This window comes from Salinicola salarius, from assembly GCF_002179555.1.
In the GTDB taxonomy this organism is placed as follows: domain Bacteria; phylum Pseudomonadota; class Gammaproteobacteria; order Pseudomonadales; family Halomonadaceae; genus Salinicola; species Salinicola salarius_A.
The window spans coordinates 110,075-126,482 of sequence record NZ_NHOU01000002.1; the positions used below are offsets into that span (position 1 = coordinate 110,075).

Consider the following 16,408-nt stretch of genomic DNA (forward strand, 5'->3'; position numbering starts at 1 on the left):
GTTGCTCCTTATCTCAACTTCTCGACGGCAGGTCCCAGCTTCTCGGCGATGCGCATGACTGCGCTGCGCGCGCGCGGGTTCGCATCGACCTCGCTCTCACTGGCACGCATTGCCTTGCCTACCGGTTTGAGCCGCTTGTTGAGTTGATCCTCGCGAATGGGCATGCCACGAGGCAAATGCGTATCCCCGCGAGACTGATCGCGAATGAAACGCTTGGCCAGTCGGTCTTCCAGCGAGTGAAAACTGATCACTACCAGGCGTCCTCCCGGCTCCAGCGCATCCAGAGCGACCGACAGGGCACGTTCCAGCTGGCCCAGCTCGTCATTGAGATGGATACGAATGGCCTGGAAGACCCGCGTGGCGGGGTGCTTACCCTTTTCCCAGGCGGGATGCGCCGCCTTGACGACCTCGGCGAGTTGATGGGTCCGTTCGATCGGAGCCTCACGACGGGCCGCGACGATGGCCCGCGCGATTCGCTTGGCGAAACGCTCTTCTCCGTAGGTCTTGAAGATCCGCGCCATTTCCTGGTCGTCGGTGCGCGCGACCCATTCGGCAGCGCCAATGCCCGAGGTCGGATCCATGCGCATGTCCAGCGGACCATCCCGCAGAAAGCTGAATCCGCGTTCGGGGTCGTCCAACTGCGGGGAAGAAACACCGACATCAAGAAGAATGCCGTTCAAACGGCCATGGACACCGCACGCCTCGGCATGGCGGTCCAGTTCGCCAAATACGCCACGGCATACCGTCAGTCGCGAGTCGTCGATCTCGGCGGCAACTGCCAGCGCGGCAGGATCGCGGTCGATCGCGATCAGGCGCCCATCCTCGTCGAGACGGGAGAGAATCGCTCGAGAGTGACCACCACGGCCAAAGGTGCCATCGAGATAGACACCGGAGGGGGACTGCACCAACGCCTCCACGGCTCCGTCGAGCAGCACGCTGGTATGGCGAAAATCGGCGCGATTCGCCGCACCGCCTTGGGGTGCTTCTGGAGCGTTGTCGCGGTGCTGCATGAAGATCTCGGTGTCGAACGGCGGAAATCGAAAGAAAGAGGGAGCCGGCCGATAAGCCGGGTTCTGTCTAAGACAGTCATTCATCTAGGAAACGCGTCGCCACGTTTCTCAAGCAACCTACCCGGATCCAGCGCGGGCCGCGCCAAAGGATCCCTATTTGGTCTTGCTCCAGGTGGGGTTTACCGTGCCACGCACTGTTACCAGGCGCGCGGTGCGCTCTTACCGCACCCTTTCACCCTTACCGGCAGCGAATCGCTGCTTAGGCGGTCTACTCTCTGCTGCACTAGCCGTCGGCTTGCGCCGCCCAGGCGTTACCTGGCACCTTGCCCTATGGAGCCCGGACTTTCCTCCCCCGGCAATGCCGGCGGCGACTGTCTGGCCGACTCCCAAGCGCGCAAGAATAGCAGCCCCCCGTGACCCTCTCAAGACAGCATTGCCGCGTTGAGCAAAAGCCGTTGTCATCGGCACGAAAACGTCGCGTAATGCCGACAGTTTCAGACCCGCGGCAGCCCGAAACTCATCTGTGGAAACGTGGCAGATCGACCGTCGATCTAGGCGCCGGGCTTCTGAGTCAGCGCCATCTGATACCAGTGCTTGCGACGCCCGCCCAACAGGCGCACGACGACCGCCGCCGCGCTCTTGACCGCCACGCCCTCGGCCAGCATCGCCCGGAGCAGCGCTTCGCCCTCGGCGTCGTCGGCGGCTTCTTCCCGGCGCGGCGCACCGGCCAGCATGACCACGAACTCCCCCCTCGCCTGATCGGGATCTTCGTCCATGATGCTCAGCAGTTCGGCCGCGGAACCGTCGAGCAGAGTCTCGAAGGTCTTGGTCAGCTCCCGTGCGAGCACCACCTGGCGCTCGCCGACCACGGCGGCCAGATCCGCCAGCAGATCGCGAATCCGGTGAGGCGACTCGTAGAACACCCGCGTTTCTTCCCGCGATGCGCCGGCCTCCAGCTGCTTCCGGCGCGCGCCGGACTTGGCCGGCAGGAACCCTTCGAAAGTGAAGCGATCCGTCGGCAACCCGGCAGCGCTCAGCGCCGCGATCAGTGCGCAAGGCCCCGGGATCGGCACCACGCGACACCCGGCTCGACGCAGCTCTCGCACCAGGACGAAGCCAGGGTCGGAGATCAATGGCGTACCGGCATCGCTGACCAGCGCCAGCTGCGCGCCATCGGCCAACCGTCGGCGCAGCTGCTCGACGCGCGCCGTTTCATTGTGTTCGTGCAATGAAATCAGCGGCCGCTCGATACCCAGGTGCCGAAGCAGACGCTGCGTATGCCGCGTGTCCTCGGCAGCGATCGCATCGACCTCCGAGAGAACCCGACCCGCCCGGGCACTCAGGTCCTCAAGATTCCCAATCGGCGTAGCGACCACGTACAATACGCCTTCCTTTGTCTCGCTCATTCGGTACCATCCGGATTGACATGCATTCACATCGACGACCACCACTGGCAGACTCGATGTTCAGTTCGGCAAGGAAGCCTCCGCAAGGCCGCGATGGACGACCACAGGCCATCGATCGACAGACGCCTTCTAGCGGAACGGGTAAGGGTCAATGCTTCGGGCTACGATTTATCGCGGCGGTTTCATCGGCGATTCGTGTCCCGGGCGCAAGACCTCTCAACAAGTAAAGGGAAAGACACTATGTGCAACGCGCTGCGGCGACTCCTCCTGCCATTGGTGGCAACTCTGACACTGGCAGGCTGTGCGGGCCAGAGCATGATGCAGGGCATCAGTGGCCCGAGCGCCCAGGAGTTACTCCAGCAGGCCAATACCCAGAGCGGCCAACAGGCTGCCACTTCCCGCCTCGAGGCGGCGGATATCCTAGCACGCCAGGGCGACACGGCGCAGGCACTCCAGGTCGCTAGCCAGATCGACAGCACCCAGCTCGACGGCACCCAACGAATCCGCTGGGCCATGGTGCTATCCGACAGCGCGCTAGCCGAGGAAGATGGTCAGAGCGTGATTCGCGCCACCGACATTCTCGATAGCACGACCGAGCTCTCGACCGGCGATCGACAGACATTGCGCTATCGCCGCGGCCTTGCCCTGAACATGATCGGTGAACCGGAGGCGGCTGCCCGCCTGCTGATCGGCCTGCAGCGCGACAATGCCCCTTACGAGCTGAACGACGATATCTGGAAGCCGCTGTCGAGCCTCAGTCCCACCGCGCTGAATGCCCTGGCTGCGACGGATGGCGACCCGGTCACGCAGGGCTGGGTGGATCTCGCCCGCCTTTACCGTACCAGCGGCGGTGATATCTCCAACCTGTTCGATCGCCTGGATCAGTGGCGTAGCCGCTATCCGAACCACCCGGCCAATCGACGACTCCCGCAAGACCTGTCGACGCTACGTCAGCTCGAAGGCAATGAGGTCGACCAGATCGCCGTACTCCTGCCCGACAGCGGCCCGCTGGCCAACATTGCCTCGGCTATCCGCCAGGGTCTCGAAGCCCGCGCCAGCGACGCCGAAAGCCAGGGGGAACGCATCCCTCGACTGACCTTCATCGATTCCAGCCAGCAAAATCTCGACGCCCTCTACGCCCAGGCGACGATGAACGGCGCCCAGGCGGTGATCGGCCCGCTCGACAAGGACAAGGTCAGCGAACTGGAAACCCGCGGCAGCGTGCCTCTGCCCACGCTCGCGCTGAACTATGGGCAGCATGCACACAATCAGGCAACCAACCTGTTCCAGTACGGTCTGTCGGCAGAAGACGAGGCACGCCAGGTCGCCCATCGCGCGTATCTCGACGGTCATCGCCGGGCCGGCATCATGGTGCCGGATAACGAGTGGGGCTCACGTATTCTGGCGGCGTTCCACAACGCGTGGGAGGCCGAGGGCGGCAACGTCGATTCGGTGGTCAGTTACGATCCGTCGGGATCCGTGGCCACGGCGGTACGCAATCTGCTCGACAGCGACCCTTCGAGCATGGACATGCTGTTCCTGCTCGCACTGCCCAGCTACGCCCGCCAGGTACCACCAACTCTGGAGTTCTATTACGCCGGCGATCTGCCTGTCTACGCCACCTCTCACCTCTACGAGGGCACGCCACAGCCTCGCGCCGATCATGACCTGAACGGCGTACAGTTCCTCGACATTCCATGGATGATTCCGGATGCGGCCGTCGGCGGTGTCGACGCCCTGCCTTTCGTTTCCACCTTCCGCCGACTATCGCAGGAAGACAGCGACCCCGGCTTGCTCAAGCTCAACGCCATGGGCGTCGATGCCTACGAGCTCGCCCGCCGCCTGCCGCTGATCCAGGCATTGCCGAACACGCAGATCTTCGGCGCCACCGGGACGTTACAGGCGCGCGACGATGGCCGCATCCAGCGCACCCTACCCTGGGCGCTGTTCCAGTCCGGCACGCCACAACCGTTACTGATGGCACCGGCAGCCACGCCGACTCACTCGCCCTCGAATCCTGACGGCGCCGCCGGCAGCACATCGCAGGAAGAATCACGAAACTCGGCCAACAGCGATCTCAACGGATTCGCACTCGATACCGACGATGTCAACGCCAACTGATCGACCGAAGCCAGCCAACCAGGCAGCGCCCACTAGTCGGCGCCAACTCGGGCAGCAGGTCGAGCAGGCTGCTGCCCGCTGGCTCGCGACACAGGGTTTGACGCTGGTTGCCAGTAATCAGCACGCCAAGGGCGGCGAGATCGATCTGGTGATGCGCGACGGCGAGGATCTCGTGTTCGTCGAGGTGCGTCACCGCCAACGCAGCGACTACGGCAATCCGCTCGAAACGATCACGCCAGCCAAGCAGCGACGCATCATCAAGGCCGCGCGTTTTTATCTTCATGCGCAACAGCTATCATGCCCCTGCCGCTTCGACGTCGTGGGCGTGACCGGAAGCCCTCCCCTGCTCGAATTCGACTGGATTCGTGCAGCCTTCGACGCATATTGACCCAGGCCCTAATAGGCAGCCCATGGATTTTCAAACACGCATACTCGACCTGTTCAACGCCAGTATCGATACCAAGACCTACGCCAGCGAAGTCTTGCCACCTTTCATCGAAGTCGCCAGCCAGATGATGGTCCAGTGCCTGGTCAGCGAAGGCAAGATCCTGGCCTGCGGAAATGGGGGGAGCGCCGGTGATAGCCAGCACTTTTCCTCCGAGCTGCTCAATCGCTTCGAGCGCGAGCGGCCGAGCCTGCCGGCGCTGGCCTTGACGACCGACACCTCGACCCTGACCTCGATCGCCAACGATTACAGCTACAATGATGTTTTCTCGAAGCAGATCCGGGCCCTGGGCCAGCCAGGCGACATCCTGCTGGCGATCTCGACCAGCGGCAATTCAGCCAACGTGGTCCAGGCCATCCAGGCCGCGCATGATCGGGAAATGAGCGTCGTTGCCCTGACAGGACGCGACGGCGGAGACATGGCCTCGCTATTGGGTCAGGAAGATTGCGAAATCCGCGTCCCGGCAACCTCCACCGCACGAATCCAGGAAGTTCATCTCCTGGTCATTCACTGCTTGTGTGATCTGATCGACCAACAGCTATTTGGCAGCAACGAGTGAGACCCATGAAGAAGACACTGATCGTTTCCTCCTGTCTGATCGGCCTGCTGGCCCTTGGCGGATGCGCCACCGGAAGCCAGGAAGAGAACTACGCCGAGCGCACGCCCGGCGCCAAGGTCGAAGACAGCAGTATCCAGAGCAAGATTTTCGACGCTCTCAACGCCGCGGACGCTCGTTACGGCGACGCCCATGTCAACGTTGACAGCTACAACAGCAATGTCCTGTTGACCGGCCAGGTGCCCAGCGACGAGCTCAAGCAGCGCGCCACGGAAATCGCCCGAAACGTGCGCAGCGTTCGCCAGGTTCATAACGAGCTGATGGTATCGGCCAATACGCCGGTCAGCCAGCGCATGACCGACACCTGGATCACCGGGCGCATCAAGGCCAATCTGGTCGCCAACGAGGACCTAGACGCCAATTTGATTCGCGTCATTACCGAGAATGGCACGGTCTATCTGATGGGGCTTGTCACGCAACAGCAAGCCAGCCAAGCAACCGGCGCCGCCTCCGGCGTGGGCGGTGTCCAGCGCATCGTCAAGGTGTTCGAATACCTCAACTAATCACCCGGGCGCAGGTCCGTGACGAAAAAGCCGCTGCCGAATCTGATTCGGCAGCGGCTTTTTATGATTCCTCACTTGTCACTGGCATGAAGGCAGGCCCAGCGACAAATGCAAACGCCAGCCTACTTCACGATACGCAACGACGGCTTGCCCTTTTCGGGCCGGTTTGGCGCTTCGTCACTTTTCTTCTCGTCGGCAGGTTCGGACAACTTCGAAGAGGTATTTTCCGAGCGGTTCTCGACGCTTTCCAGCGTCGGGCGTCCCTCCTCCTCCAGCTCTTCCTCCTCTCCACCAGAGAAGTTCGGCATGACCGGCTCCTGGCCGAAGACCATACCCACACCATTTTCGCGAGCATAGATAGCGATCAAAGCGTCCATCGGCACGACGACCTGCATCGGCTGACCGCTGAAGCGCGCCCCGAAAGTGACCGCCGCATTGTCGATCATCAAGTCGCGCACGGCTGCCGGCGCGATGTTCAACACGATCTGACCATTCTGCACGAACTGTTGCGGCACCTTGACGTCGGGCTTCCCGGCATCGACCACGATATACGGTGTTTGCTCGTTATCCAGCAACCACTCATAAAGAGCTCTTGCCAGATAGGGACGGCTAGTCAGCATGTCATCTCCTTTCAGGCAGCTTACGACAGGCGCCGTTCAGCTACGCATCTCACGTTCGGATTCGGATAGCGCCACCTTGAAAGCGTCACGCGCGAAGACCCGCTCCATGTAGCTCATCAACGGAGCGACCTGCTTCTCCGGCAACTCGACGCCCAGCGCCGGCAGACGCCACAGGATCGGTGCAATGCAGCAATCCACCAGGGTGAACTCTTCACTCATGAAAAACGGCATGTCTTCGAAGATTGGCGAGATCCCGGTCAGACTCTCACGCAGTTCCTTACGCGCCTTGTCGGCATCCTTCTTGGAACCCTGCTGGATCTGCTCCACCAGCGGACACCATTCACGCTCGATGCGATGCATCCACAGACGACTCCGCGCACGCGCTACCGGGTAGACCGGCAACAGTGGCGGATGCGGGAAACGCTCATCGAGATACTCCATCATGACTTTGGACTCGTAGAGCACCAGATCACGATCCAGCAGCGTAGGCACGCTGTTGTAAGGGTTCAGATCCGCCAGCTCAGCGTTATGCTCGTCGGCCGAGACGTCCAGGATATCGACAGCCACGCCCTTTTCCGCCAGCACGATTCTGACGCGATGGCTGAAATGATCTTCACTGCCGGAGTAAAAGGTCATCGACGATCGCTTGGCCACTACACCCATGAAACTTTCCTCGCATTAATTCAACGACCATGATAACACGACGGGCAACCCGGCCGGGCGCCTCGCCGACCACGGGGAGCTAGAATGCACACCCGCCACGCACCAACAGCCATATACCAACAGCAAAACGCCCGACTGAATAAGTCGGGCGTTGAGCGCAGAGGCGATCCTGCAGGATCAGCGCTTGGAGAACTGCGGACGACGACGAGCTTTGCGCAGACCCACTTTCTTACGCTCGACTTCACGAGCATCGCGGGTCACGTAGCCAGCCGCACGCAGCGGACGACGCAGTTCCTCGTTGTATTCCATCAGCGCGCGCGTGATGCCGTGACGAATCGCGCCGGCCTGAGCGGAACCACCGCCGCCCTTGACCGTGACGTAGACGTCGAACTGGCCGGTCGTTTCGGTCAGTTCCAGCGGCTGACGCACGACCATCTGTGCCGTGACGCGACCAAAGAACTCGCCCAGTTCGCGATCGTTGACGGTGATCTTGCCGGTGCCCGGCTTGAGAAACACACGAGCGGTAGAGGTCTTGCGACGCCCGGTGCCGTAATACTGTTGTGCCATGACGGTTACCCTCAGATGTTCAGTTCTTGCGGCTGCTGCGCGGCGTGCGGATGCTCGGTACCGGCATACACCTTGAGTTTGGCGTGCATGGCACGACCCAGCGGGCCTTTGGGCAGCATGCCCTTGACGGCGCCTTCGATGATTCGCTCCGGCGCATGGTCGATCAACTTCTCGAACGACATGGTACGGAGACCGCCCGGATACCCGGTGTGACGGTAGTAATTCTTGGCTTGCGCCTTGTTACCGGTCACGTGCACTTTCTCGGCATTGACGACGATGATGTAATCGCCAGTGTCGACGTGCGGGGTGTATTCCGGCTTGTGTTTGCCACGCAGGCGGCGAGCGATTTCTGTCGCCAGACGACCGAGCGTCTTGCCCGATGCATCAACGACATACCAATCGCGCTGCACGGTATGCGGCTTGGCACTGAACGTCTTCATGAGTGTTTCACCAAATAAGCGTATTTGGGCGTCGAAGCGGATGCTTCTCGGCCATCCCTATTTTTCTTGGGTTACTCGCCCACCGAAGGCTGCAGAACAGCTCCCGTTCAGACGGTAACGAATCGAAGAGCGCGCATTGTACACGAGCCCTCTGGGCGGCGAAAGAGGTAGACGAGCCTGTCTCGCGCCACCCCGTCATGCCCTGCCTTCAGAGGGTGTTTACAAATTCGGCGAGCGAAGACAAGACAAGGCGAAATCGGCCGAAAAAGCGGAGTTTACAAGGGCTAAATGAGTATTTTGAGACCGATTTCAACGCCGTATTGTCGAGCGCAGGCATTTTGTAAACAACTCTCTCAGGGCTTGTGCGCCAGCGCCAGATAGTCACGGGATTGCATTTCCTGAAGGCGCGACAGCGTACGCTCGAATTCGAAACTGAGGTTGCCCCCTGTGTAGAGCGACTCGACCTCGGTCTCCGCAGAGAGCAGCAGCTTGACCGCGCGATCGTAGAATTCATCGACCATGCTGATGAAGCGTCGCGCCTGATCGTCATTACTCCCGCCCATGCGCGGCACATCCGACACCAGCACCGTATGGAATTCCCGCGACAGCTCGATGTAATCGTTCTGGCTGCGCGGTCCGTCGCAGAGCATCTTGAAATCGAACCAGACGACGCCTTCATGGCGACGGCGCGCTTTCAGCTCGCGATGGTTGACCGTCAGCGTCTCCTCGCGCCGCCCCTCGCTACCGGCCACTGAACGGAAGCTCCTCGCCAGCTGCTTTTCGGCATCGGCATCGAGCGGAGAATGGAATATCTCGACCTGCTCGAGTGCCCGCAGGCGATAGTCCACGCCGGAATCGACATTGACCACCTCGCAGTGGCGCTTGAGCAGATCGATTGCCGGAAGAAACCGGCTCCGCTGCAGGCCGTCCTTGTAGAGATCGTCAGGCACGATGTTGGAAGTCGCCACCAGCACGACACCCTGCGCGAACAGCGCCTCCATGAGATTCCCCAGGATCATCGCATCAGTGATGTCCTTGACGTAGAACTCGTCGAAACAGATCACGCGCGCCTCTCCGGCGAACTTGGCCGCGATCTGCGTCAGCGGGTTCTTCTCGCCCTTGTGCACCTCGAGCTCACGATGCACGCGCTGCATGAACCGGTTGAAGTGCGTGCGCATCTTGCGATCGAACGGCAACGATTCGTAGAACACATCGACCAGGTAGGTCTTGCCGCGGCCGACACCGCCCCAGAAGTAGAGCCCCATCACCTGCGGCTTCTCGGGTGCCTGGGGCTCCGACGCCTTGCGCTTGCCGAACAGCCCCGCCACCTTGGAAAGCTTCGACTCCCCGGAGACAGCCGCGGACGGCTTGGGAGCCGGGCTTCGCTGGAGATCGTCATACAGGCGCTGCAGATGTTTGACGGCATTCTCCTGCGCGGCGTCGTAGCTGAAGTCATCACGTTCCAGATCGGCACGGTAGCGTGACATCGGCGTCATGGCGTTCGGATTTGACGTCGCAGACTGGGGAGAACTCATGGCGGTATCGTGACCTCACGTCGAAACAGGTGGCGGCATTATAACCTCCGACGAAAGTCTTGACAGTGGCAATCAGACAAGGAAGGTTTGACCCGGTAGCCGAGCGGGTCGATATAATGGCCCCGCACCGACCCCGAGAACGGTCTATGAGAAAGGTCGTGCCCAGCACGACGACGAGGAGCGCATTGTGAACGAAAGCAATATCGACTGGATTCTGGCAATCGCCTGCTTCCTGGCGGGCATCGGTATCGGCGCCCTTTGTTATCATCTGCTGAATGCCAACGTGGCCCGCAACCAGAAAGTGCGCCAGCGCTTGGCCGAGACCGAACTGGAACTCAATCAGGTCAAGGATGCCTTGAACGATCACTTCGCCAAGGTAGCCGATCTGGCTTCCAGCATTCAGCGCCAGAGCCATGATCTCGAGCAGCATCTGATCAATGGCGCGGACAAGCTGGTCGATGACCTAAAACTGAAACGCCGGCTGCACGGCACTCAGGACGAAAGCGAAGACGTCGATGCGCCGCAGGTACCGCGTGACTACGCCGACGGCACAGGCGGCACGCTAGCCGAGGATTATGGCGTTCGTCAGCGCAAGACGGCAGAGCAGCAGGAGAACACTCCCCAACCGCCTCGCTATTGATGTCTTTCACTCCCGTCGGCAGTCGAAATCCGGCTTCCGACGGGTCGTCCCTTCTATTTTTTCTCCCTTCACGCCGGCCTTCTTCCTTCACGCCGGATTGTCGATATCCACGAAACGGTGCTCGACGTCGAAACGGCTCTTTAGCCACTCGCCCAGAGCCTGGATACCGTCTCTTTCGGTGGCATGATGCCCCGCCGCAAGGTAGGTAATACCCATTTCGCGCGCCATGTGCGTGGTACGTTCGGAAACCTCGCCGGAAATGAAAACGTCCGCTCCCGCCTCGGCCGCCAGTGGCAGCATGTCCTGCGCACCGCCGGTACACCAGGCCACGTTTCGGATGGTACCGGAATGCCCTTCGATCAATAGAGGCGTGCGGCCCAGCGCCTGTTCGATGCGAGCCGCAAGCGCCCGGCTATCCAGTTCGGTGTCGGGCTTACCCATCCACAGCAGCCCCTGCCCGAGCTCGCCATCGAGACAGCGTTCCACCTCGAAGCCCAACCGCCGCCCCAGGCAGGCGTTATTGCCCAGCGTGAGGTGTGCATCCAGCGGTAGATGATAAGCCAGCAGGTTGAGATCGTTGCTCAATAAGGTGGCGAAACGGCGGCGCTTCATCCCCGTCACGCTGACCGGCTCGTTCTTCCAGAAATACCCGTGGTGCACCAGTACGGCATCGGCTCCCCACGCGACGGCCTCGTCCAACAGCGCCTGGCAGGCCGTCACTCCGGTCAGAACCCGACCGATCGACTCCCGTCCCTCTACCTGCAACCCATTGACCGTGTAATCCTTGAACGCGTCGGTACGCAGCTCCGTATCGATAGCCGCCTGTAGCGTCTGCCGCGAAATCATACTGTCTCCCAGCGGAAAGCCTTGGTGAATGTTACACTTATGTCACTTGTCGCCATGGCCTCGTCCACGTTGCGAGATGTCATGACGGACGTCGTTTCTCTCTCGTCTCCTCTCGATCGACGAGCCTGATGTGATTGCGTATCCGATCGCTTGCCGCAGTCGACGAGGCTTCGATAAACCGCCTTGCGGCATCATCAAGTCACGAGGATGACATACCGACTCGATGACGCGGCAATACGGATTTAACGAGACCACCCGGGTTTTCAGTCTAAGGACTCAGCACATGCGCCGCCACCTAGCCGCCTATCTGTGGCCCGCCCTTTGCGGCATTCTGCTTGCCGTCGTCTTGCTCTACGCGTTTCCATCACTGCTGGGACGAGACACACCCGACGAGACCTCCCGGCCAACTGGCATCGCCACCACGACCGGCTCGCAGAACGCCGACCGGCCGCCACCCGATGTCGTCGACGCGCCGGCACTGGATCGTCACGAAGGCCCGGTCAGCTACGCCAGGGCCGTCAATCGCGCCGCCCCCGCGGTCGTCAACGTCTACTCGTCGCGCGTCGTCGACACCAACCAACACCCATTGATGTCAGACCCCTTCTTCCGCCAGTTCTATGGCAAGAACATGCCGCAGCGCCAGCGCATGCTGTCGAGCCTCGGCTCCGGCGTGGTAGCCAGCGAAGAAGGCTACATCCTGACCAACAACCACGTCATCAACGACGCCGACCAGATCCAGGTCGCGCTGCGAGACGGGCGCGAAGCCATTGCTCGGGTCATCGGGACCGATCCGGACAGCGACCTGGCCGTACTCAAGATCGACATGGAAAACCTGCCGGTCATTCAACTGAGCAACTCTGAAGACATCGCCATCGGTGACGTCACGCTGGCCATCGGCAATCCTTTTGGCGTCGGCCAGACCGTGACCATGGGCATCATCAGCGCCACCGGGCGCGATCACCTCGGCCTGAGCCGTTATGAAGATTTCATCCAGACCGATGCTGCCATCAACCCGGGCAATTCCGGCGGCGCGCTGGTGGATGCCAACGGCTCTCTGATCGGTATCAATACGGCGATCTTTTCCCGCTCCGGCGGCTCGCAGGGCATCGGCTTCGCGATTCCGGCCAATCTGGCACGCGGCATCCTCGACGACATCGTGACCCACGGACGTGTCATCCGCGGCTGGCTGGGCATCGACGCCCAGCAGATGACCCCGGACCTGGCCGCCTCGTTCGGCCTCAAGACACTGAGCGGAGTCATCATCGCCAATGTGGTGCCCGGCGGCCCTGGAGACGAGGCTGGGCTAAGACCCGGCGATATTCTGCTGGCGATCGATGGCAAGCCGATCCTCGACCCGCGGGAAACCCAGGTCGACATTGCCGAAATTCCGCCCGGCGCCCAGCTCCCGCTGACCATCGTCCGGGGCGGTGAAAAGCGGGAGATCACCTTGACCGTCGGCGAGCGCCCGCAACCTGTCGAGCCCGGCCACGATGCCGCCCGTCAAGCCAATGCACCGGCGGACGCCGATGATTCAGCCTCCCCTGCCCCAGGCACCGACACGGAAGGCACCTCTCCATAGCATCATAGGCCAGAAACGACATCGCCGCCCCGGCAAGGGCGGCGATCGAACCGGTCCGAACGGTGGCTGCTCAGCGCTTCAGGCGATTCTCCGCCGAGCGCGCGTGCGCCGTCAGCGACTCCCCTCGCGCCAGCACGGAGGCGGTCCGGCCCAGCGTATCGGCCCCTTCCGGGGAGCACTGAATCAGTGAAGAGCGCTTCTGAAAATCGTAGACACCCAGTGGCGACGAAAAGCGTGCCGTGCCGGAGGTCGGCAGTACGTGGTTGGGGCCGGCGCAGTAGTCGCCCAGCACTTCCGCGGTGTAGCGCCCCATGAAGATGGCGCCGGCGTGGCGCACCTTCTCTGCCATCGCCTGTGGCGCCTCCACGGAAAGCTCCAGGTGCTCGGGGGCGATCCGATTGATCAGCTCGACCGCCTGCTCGGGACCGTCGCACAGCACCAGCGCACCGCGCCGCGCCAGCGATTCGCGGATGATCGCCTCGCGCTCCATGGTCGGCAGCAGCCGCTCGATGGAGGCCTGAACTGCCTCGAGATGCCCGGCGTCCCAGGTGACGAGAATCGCCTGCGCATCTTCATCGTGTTCGGCCTGCGAGAACAGATCCATTGCCAGCCAGTCGGGATCGGTCCCGCCGTCGGAAACGACCAGGATCTCGGAGGGGCCGGCGATCATGTCGATGCCCACCTGCCCGAATACCGCGCGCTTGGCCGTCGCCACATAGATATTGCCCGGCCCGACGATCTTGTCGACCCGAGGAACGCTCCGAGTGCCATAAGCCAGCGCCGCCACGGCCTGGGCACCGCCCAGCGTGAATACCCGGTCGACCCCGGCAAGATGCGCCGCAGCCAGCACCAGTTCGTTGACGATGCCATCCGGCGTCGGCACGACCATGATGATTTCGCGCACACCGGCCACGTGCGCCGGCACGGCATTCATCAGTACCGACGAGGGATAGGCGGCCTTGCCGCCGGGTACGTAGATACCGACCCGATCGAGCGGCGTCACCTTCTGGCCCAGCACGGTGCCATCCGGCTCGCTGTACTGCCAGGATTCCGGCTTCTGGCGCTCGTGATAGAGCCGGATGCGCTCGGCGGCATGACGCAGCGCCTCGCGCTGTTCCGCCGGCACGCCCTCGAATGCCGCCTCGAGACGTTCCGGGCCGATCACCAGCTCGGCCATGTCGGTAGCGGACAGACGGTCGAAGCGGTTGGTGTACTCGATCACGGCGTCGTCACCGCGCTGGCGAACGGCGGCGATGATCTCCGCGACCCGCCCCCCGACCTCATGGTCGGAGACACCTTCCCAGGCCAGCAGTGAATCGAGACGCGTATCGAAATCGGCATCCCGCGTGGTGAGGCGGGCAATGGTAGTCGTTTGGCTCATCTTTGCATTCTCTCTACGTTCGGCCGATCGCCGTCCACCGACCGGCACGCCATTCACGCTTGACGGATCGACGTCTCAGGCGGCTGGAAGACGCGTTGCCACGGCTTGACGCAGGCGCTCGATCAGCGGCCTCAGCCGCTCGTGCTTCATCGTCATCGACGCCTTGTTGACCACCAGTCGCGTGCTGATGTTCTCGATCAGCTCACGCGGTTCCATGCCGTTGGCCCGCAGGGTATTGCCGGTATCCACGATATCGACGATTTCGTCCGCCAGGTTCATCAGCGGCGCCAGTTCCATCGCCCCGTAGAGCTTGATCACCTCGGCCTGGATGCCCTGCTCCGCGTAATAGCGGCGCGCCACATTGACGAACTTGGTTGCGACCCGCCGCTTGGCATGCGCCGGCTGCGCGCCCACGATGCCCGCCGTCATCAGGCGGCAGCGTGAAATTCCCAGGTCGAGCGGCTCGTAGAGCCCCTCGGCGCCATGCTCAAGCAGAACGTCCTTGCCGGCTACCCCAAGGTCGGCTGCACCGAGCTGGACATAGGTCGGCACATCCACCGCGCGAATGACCACCAGCTTGACGTCGGGCAGGTTGGTATCGAACAGCAGCTTGCGGCTCTTGCCGAAATCGTCCGCCGGCGTGATACCCGCATCCGCCAGTAGCGGCAGTGTCTCTTCGAGAATACGGCCCTTGGACAGGGCCAGAATCAGTTGGTTGCTCATGTTCTCTCTTGCCGTCACCTAACTCGGCACGCGACGAATGCGCGCGCCCAGTAGCTGCAATTTCTCTTCGATGCACTCGTAGCCGCGGTCGATATGATAGATCCGGTCTACCATCGTCTCCCCCTGGGCTACCATCGCCGCGATGACGAGACTTGCCGAGGCACGCAGATCGGTCGCCATCACCGGCGCGCCGGACAGCTTCTCGACGCCAGTGACTACCGCCGTGTTGCCCTCGAGAGCGATATGCGCCCCCATGCGGTTGAGCTCCTGCACGTGCATGAAGCGGTTCTCGAAGATCGTCTCGACCACCGTGCCGGTTCCTTCGGCCACCGCATTCAGCGCCACGAACTGCGCCTGCATGTCGGTGGGAAAAGCCGGATAGGGCGCGGTACGAAGGTTGACGGCCCTGGGCCGGCGCCCACCCATGTCGAGCTCGATCCAGTCCTCGCCGGTGGTGATGGTCGCCCCGGCTTCCTCGAGCTTGGCCAGCACCGCCTCCAGTATGTCCGCACGGGTCTTGCGCACGCGAACCCGCCCACCGGTCGCCGCGGCGGCGACGAGAAACGTCCCCGTTTCGATACGGTCAGGCATCACATCGTAGTGGCAGCCGTGGAGACGCTCGACACCTTCGATGGTGATGGTATCGGTGCCCTGCCCACGAATGTTGGCACCCATGGCGATCAGGCACTCGGCCAGATCGACCACTTCCGGCTCGCGCGCGGCGTTCTCGAGGATCGTCGTGCCCTCAGCCAGAGTAGCCGCCATCAACAGATTCTCGGTGCCGGTCACGGTCACGGTATCAAAGAAGATCGTGGCCCCCTTGAGCCGACCGTCGACACGGGCGCGAATATAGCCCCCCTCGACGGTAATATCGGCACCCATCGCCTCAAGCCCCCGGATATGCAGATCGACCGGCCGCGAGCCGATGGCGCACCCTCCCGGCAACGACACATCAGCGGTACCGAAGTGCGCCAGCAGCGGGCCGAGCACCAGGATCGAGGCGCGCATCTTCTTGACCAGTTCGTAGGGGGCGTGACAGTCACGCACCTGCGAACCGTCGATCTGGATGCTCATTTTTTCGCCCATGACCGGCTCGATGCCCATTCGGCCGAGCAGCTCGAGCGTCGTGGTGATGTCCTGAAGATGCGGCAGGTTACCGATGGTAACGGGCTCGTCGGCGAGCAGCGTCGAAGCCAGAATCGGCAGCGCGGAATTCTTCGCCCCGCTGGCCCAGACCTCGCCGTCGAGCGGTCCATTACCGGTGATGATCAGCTTGTCCATGAAGGTTCGCTATAGAATCGAATAGAGATGAC

At 62.2% G+C, this 16,408-nt stretch carries 17 protein-coding genes and 1 other RNA gene; 6 read left to right on the plus strand and 12 right to left on the minus strand.

From position 1 onward, the window contains the following. Window positions 1-8 precede the first annotated feature (8 nt). The 3 genes from rsmH to rsmI all read right to left on the minus strand — a co-directional run bounded on the left by rsmH (window position 9) and on the right by rsmI (window position 2,416). Window positions 9-1,010 (minus strand): 16S rRNA (cytosine(1402)-N(4))-methyltransferase RsmH, encoded by a 1,002-nt coding sequence (rsmH, locus tag CCD76_RS02180; protein WP_087718109.1) that lies wholly within the window; start codon window positions 1,008-1,010, stop codon window positions 9-11. A gap of 36 nt (window positions 1,011-1,046) precedes the next feature. Continuing rightward, window positions 1,047-1,397: RNase P RNA component class A (gene rnpB, locus CCD76_RS02185), an RNA gene on the minus strand. A 164-nt stretch (window positions 1,398-1,561) separates the two neighbouring features. Further along, window positions 1,562-2,416 carry a 16S rRNA (cytidine(1402)-2'-O)-methyltransferase gene (rsmI, locus tag CCD76_RS02190; RefSeq protein WP_087717916.1) on the minus strand — a complete coding sequence of 285 codons (855 nt, stop codon included), beginning with the start codon at window positions 2,414-2,416 and terminating at the stop codon, window positions 1,562-1,564. 240 nt (window positions 2,417-2,656) lie between these two features. On the opposite strand from rsmI, the gene CCD76_RS02195 reads away from it, so the two are divergent. From CCD76_RS02195 to CCD76_RS02210, 4 genes are read left to right on the plus strand one after another with little or no spacing between them, the layout of a single operon-like run. After that, a complete protein-coding gene (locus CCD76_RS02195) occupies window positions 2,657-4,537 on the plus strand; it encodes a penicillin-binding protein activator (protein WP_087717917.1) in 1,881 nt (626 codons plus the stop codon). Beyond that, window positions 4,521-4,925 (plus strand): YraN family protein, encoded by a 405-nt coding sequence (locus tag CCD76_RS02200; protein ID WP_087717918.1) that lies wholly within the window; start codon window positions 4,521-4,523, stop codon window positions 4,923-4,925. Before CCD76_RS02195 ends, CCD76_RS02200 begins: the two co-directional genes overlap by 17 nt. Before the next feature lie 22 nt (window positions 4,926-4,947). Then, window positions 4,948-5,541 (plus strand): phosphoheptose isomerase, encoded by a 594-nt coding sequence (locus CCD76_RS02205; RefSeq protein WP_071232878.1) that lies wholly within the window; start codon window positions 4,948-4,950, stop codon window positions 5,539-5,541. 5 nt (window positions 5,542-5,546) lie between these two features. Next, complete coding sequence (locus CCD76_RS02210) at window positions 5,547-6,101, plus strand: BON domain-containing protein (protein WP_087717919.1); 555 nt, start codon at window positions 5,547-5,549, stop codon at window positions 6,099-6,101. Between the two features lie 122 nt (window positions 6,102-6,223). On the opposite strand, the gene CCD76_RS02215 is transcribed toward CCD76_RS02210, so the two are convergent. The 5 genes from CCD76_RS02215 to zapE all read right to left on the minus strand — a co-directional run bounded on the left by CCD76_RS02215 (window position 6,224) and on the right by zapE (window position 9,926). Continuing rightward, window positions 6,224-6,721, minus strand: coding sequence for a ClpXP protease specificity-enhancing factor (locus tag CCD76_RS02215; protein WP_087717920.1), 498 nt, complete (start codon window positions 6,719-6,721; stop codon window positions 6,224-6,226). 36 nt (window positions 6,722-6,757) lie between these two features. Further along, entirely contained in the window at window positions 6,758-7,384 is a 627-nt protein-coding gene (gene sspA / locus CCD76_RS02220; protein ID WP_087717921.1) for a stringent starvation protein SspA, read from the minus strand. Between the two features lie 177 nt (window positions 7,385-7,561). Next, entirely contained in the window at window positions 7,562-7,951 is a 390-nt protein-coding gene (rpsI, locus tag CCD76_RS02225; RefSeq protein ID WP_087717922.1) for a 30S ribosomal protein S9, read from the minus strand. Window positions 7,952-7,962: 11 nt separating this feature from the next. Beyond that, window positions 7,963-8,391 (minus strand): 50S ribosomal protein L13, encoded by a 429-nt coding sequence (gene rplM, locus CCD76_RS02230; RefSeq protein WP_087717923.1) that lies wholly within the window; start codon window positions 8,389-8,391, stop codon window positions 7,963-7,965. A gap of 353 nt (window positions 8,392-8,744) precedes the next feature. Then, window positions 8,745-9,926, minus strand: coding sequence for a cell division protein ZapE (gene zapE, locus CCD76_RS02235; RefSeq protein WP_087717924.1), 1,182 nt, complete (start codon window positions 9,924-9,926; stop codon window positions 8,745-8,747). Between the two features lie 187 nt (window positions 9,927-10,113). Here zapE and CCD76_RS02240 point away from each other — a divergent pair, with 187 nt between their 5' ends. Next, a complete protein-coding gene (locus tag CCD76_RS02240; RefSeq protein WP_087717925.1) occupies window positions 10,114-10,566 on the plus strand; it encodes a YhcB family protein in 453 nt (150 codons plus the stop codon). A gap of 87 nt (window positions 10,567-10,653) precedes the next feature. On the opposite strand, the gene CCD76_RS02245 is transcribed toward CCD76_RS02240, so the two are convergent. Further along, window positions 10,654-11,412 carry a Nif3-like dinuclear metal center hexameric protein gene (locus tag CCD76_RS02245; RefSeq protein WP_087717926.1) on the minus strand — a complete coding sequence of 253 codons (759 nt, stop codon included), beginning with the start codon at window positions 11,410-11,412 and terminating at the stop codon, window positions 10,654-10,656. Window positions 11,413-11,695: 283 nt separating this feature from the next. Here CCD76_RS02245 and CCD76_RS02250 point away from each other — a divergent pair, with 283 nt between their 5' ends. Next, window positions 11,696-12,991: a Do family serine endopeptidase gene (locus CCD76_RS02250; RefSeq protein WP_087717927.1), complete on the plus strand. Its 1,296-nt coding sequence runs from the start codon at window positions 11,696-11,698 to the stop codon at window positions 12,989-12,991. 70 nt (window positions 12,992-13,061) lie between these two features. On the opposite strand, the gene hisD is transcribed toward CCD76_RS02250, so the two are convergent. The 3 genes from hisD to murA form a co-directional block, all read right to left on the minus strand. Next, entirely contained in the window at window positions 13,062-14,372 is a 1,311-nt protein-coding gene (hisD, locus tag CCD76_RS02255; protein WP_087717928.1) for a histidinol dehydrogenase, read from the minus strand. Between the two features lie 75 nt (window positions 14,373-14,447). Then, window positions 14,448-15,095: an ATP phosphoribosyltransferase gene (hisG, locus tag CCD76_RS02260; protein WP_087717929.1), complete on the minus strand. Its 648-nt coding sequence runs from the start codon at window positions 15,093-15,095 to the stop codon at window positions 14,448-14,450. A gap of 18 nt (window positions 15,096-15,113) precedes the next feature. Next, window positions 15,114-16,376 carry a UDP-N-acetylglucosamine 1-carboxyvinyltransferase gene (murA, locus tag CCD76_RS02265; RefSeq protein ID WP_087717930.1) on the minus strand — a complete coding sequence of 421 codons (1,263 nt, stop codon included), beginning with the start codon at window positions 16,374-16,376 and terminating at the stop codon, window positions 15,114-15,116. Window positions 16,377-16,408 lie beyond the last annotated feature (32 nt).

Bases quoted from the DNA above. Each gene is read 5' to 3' on its own strand.
- rsmH (WP_087718109.1), bottom strand. From the start codon at position 1,010: ATGCAGCACCGCGACAACGCTCCAGAAGCACCCCAAGGCGGTGCGGCG.
- rsmI (WP_087717916.1), bottom strand. From the start codon at position 2,416: ATGAGCGAGACAAAGGAAGGCGTATTGTACGTGGTCGCTACGCCGATT.
- CCD76_RS02195 (WP_087717917.1), top strand. From the start codon at position 2,657: ATGTGCAACGCGCTGCGGCGACTCCTCCTGCCATTGGTGGCAACTCTG.
- CCD76_RS02200 (WP_087717918.1), top strand. From the start codon at position 4,521: ATGTCAACGCCAACTGATCGACCGAAGCCAGCCAACCAGGCAGCGCCC.
- CCD76_RS02205 (WP_071232878.1), top strand. From the start codon at position 4,948: ATGGATTTTCAAACACGCATACTCGACCTGTTCAACGCCAGTATCGAT.
- CCD76_RS02210 (WP_087717919.1), top strand. From the start codon at position 5,547: ATGAAGAAGACACTGATCGTTTCCTCCTGTCTGATCGGCCTGCTGGCC.
- CCD76_RS02215 (WP_087717920.1), bottom strand. From the start codon at position 6,721: ATGCTGACTAGCCGTCCCTATCTGGCAAGAGCTCTTTATGAGTGGTTG.
- sspA (WP_087717921.1), bottom strand. From the start codon at position 7,384: ATGGGTGTAGTGGCCAAGCGATCGTCGATGACCTTTTACTCCGGCAGT.
- rpsI (WP_087717922.1), bottom strand. From the start codon at position 7,951: ATGGCACAACAGTATTACGGCACCGGGCGTCGCAAGACCTCTACCGCT.
- rplM (WP_087717923.1), bottom strand. From the start codon at position 8,391: ATGAAGACGTTCAGTGCCAAGCCGCATACCGTGCAGCGCGATTGGTAT.
- zapE (WP_087717924.1), bottom strand. From the start codon at position 9,926: ATGAGTTCTCCCCAGTCTGCGACGTCAAATCCGAACGCCATGACGCCG.
- CCD76_RS02245 (WP_087717926.1), bottom strand. From the start codon at position 11,412: ATGATTTCGCGGCAGACGCTACAGGCGGCTATCGATACGGAGCTGCGT.
- CCD76_RS02250 (WP_087717927.1), top strand. From the start codon at position 11,696: ATGCGCCGCCACCTAGCCGCCTATCTGTGGCCCGCCCTTTGCGGCATT.
- hisD (WP_087717928.1), bottom strand. From the start codon at position 14,372: ATGAGCCAAACGACTACCATTGCCCGCCTCACCACGCGGGATGCCGAT.
- hisG (WP_087717929.1), bottom strand. From the start codon at position 15,095: ATGAGCAACCAACTGATTCTGGCCCTGTCCAAGGGCCGTATTCTCGAA.
- murA (WP_087717930.1), bottom strand. From the start codon at position 16,376: ATGGACAAGCTGATCATCACCGGTAATGGACCGCTCGACGGCGAGGTC.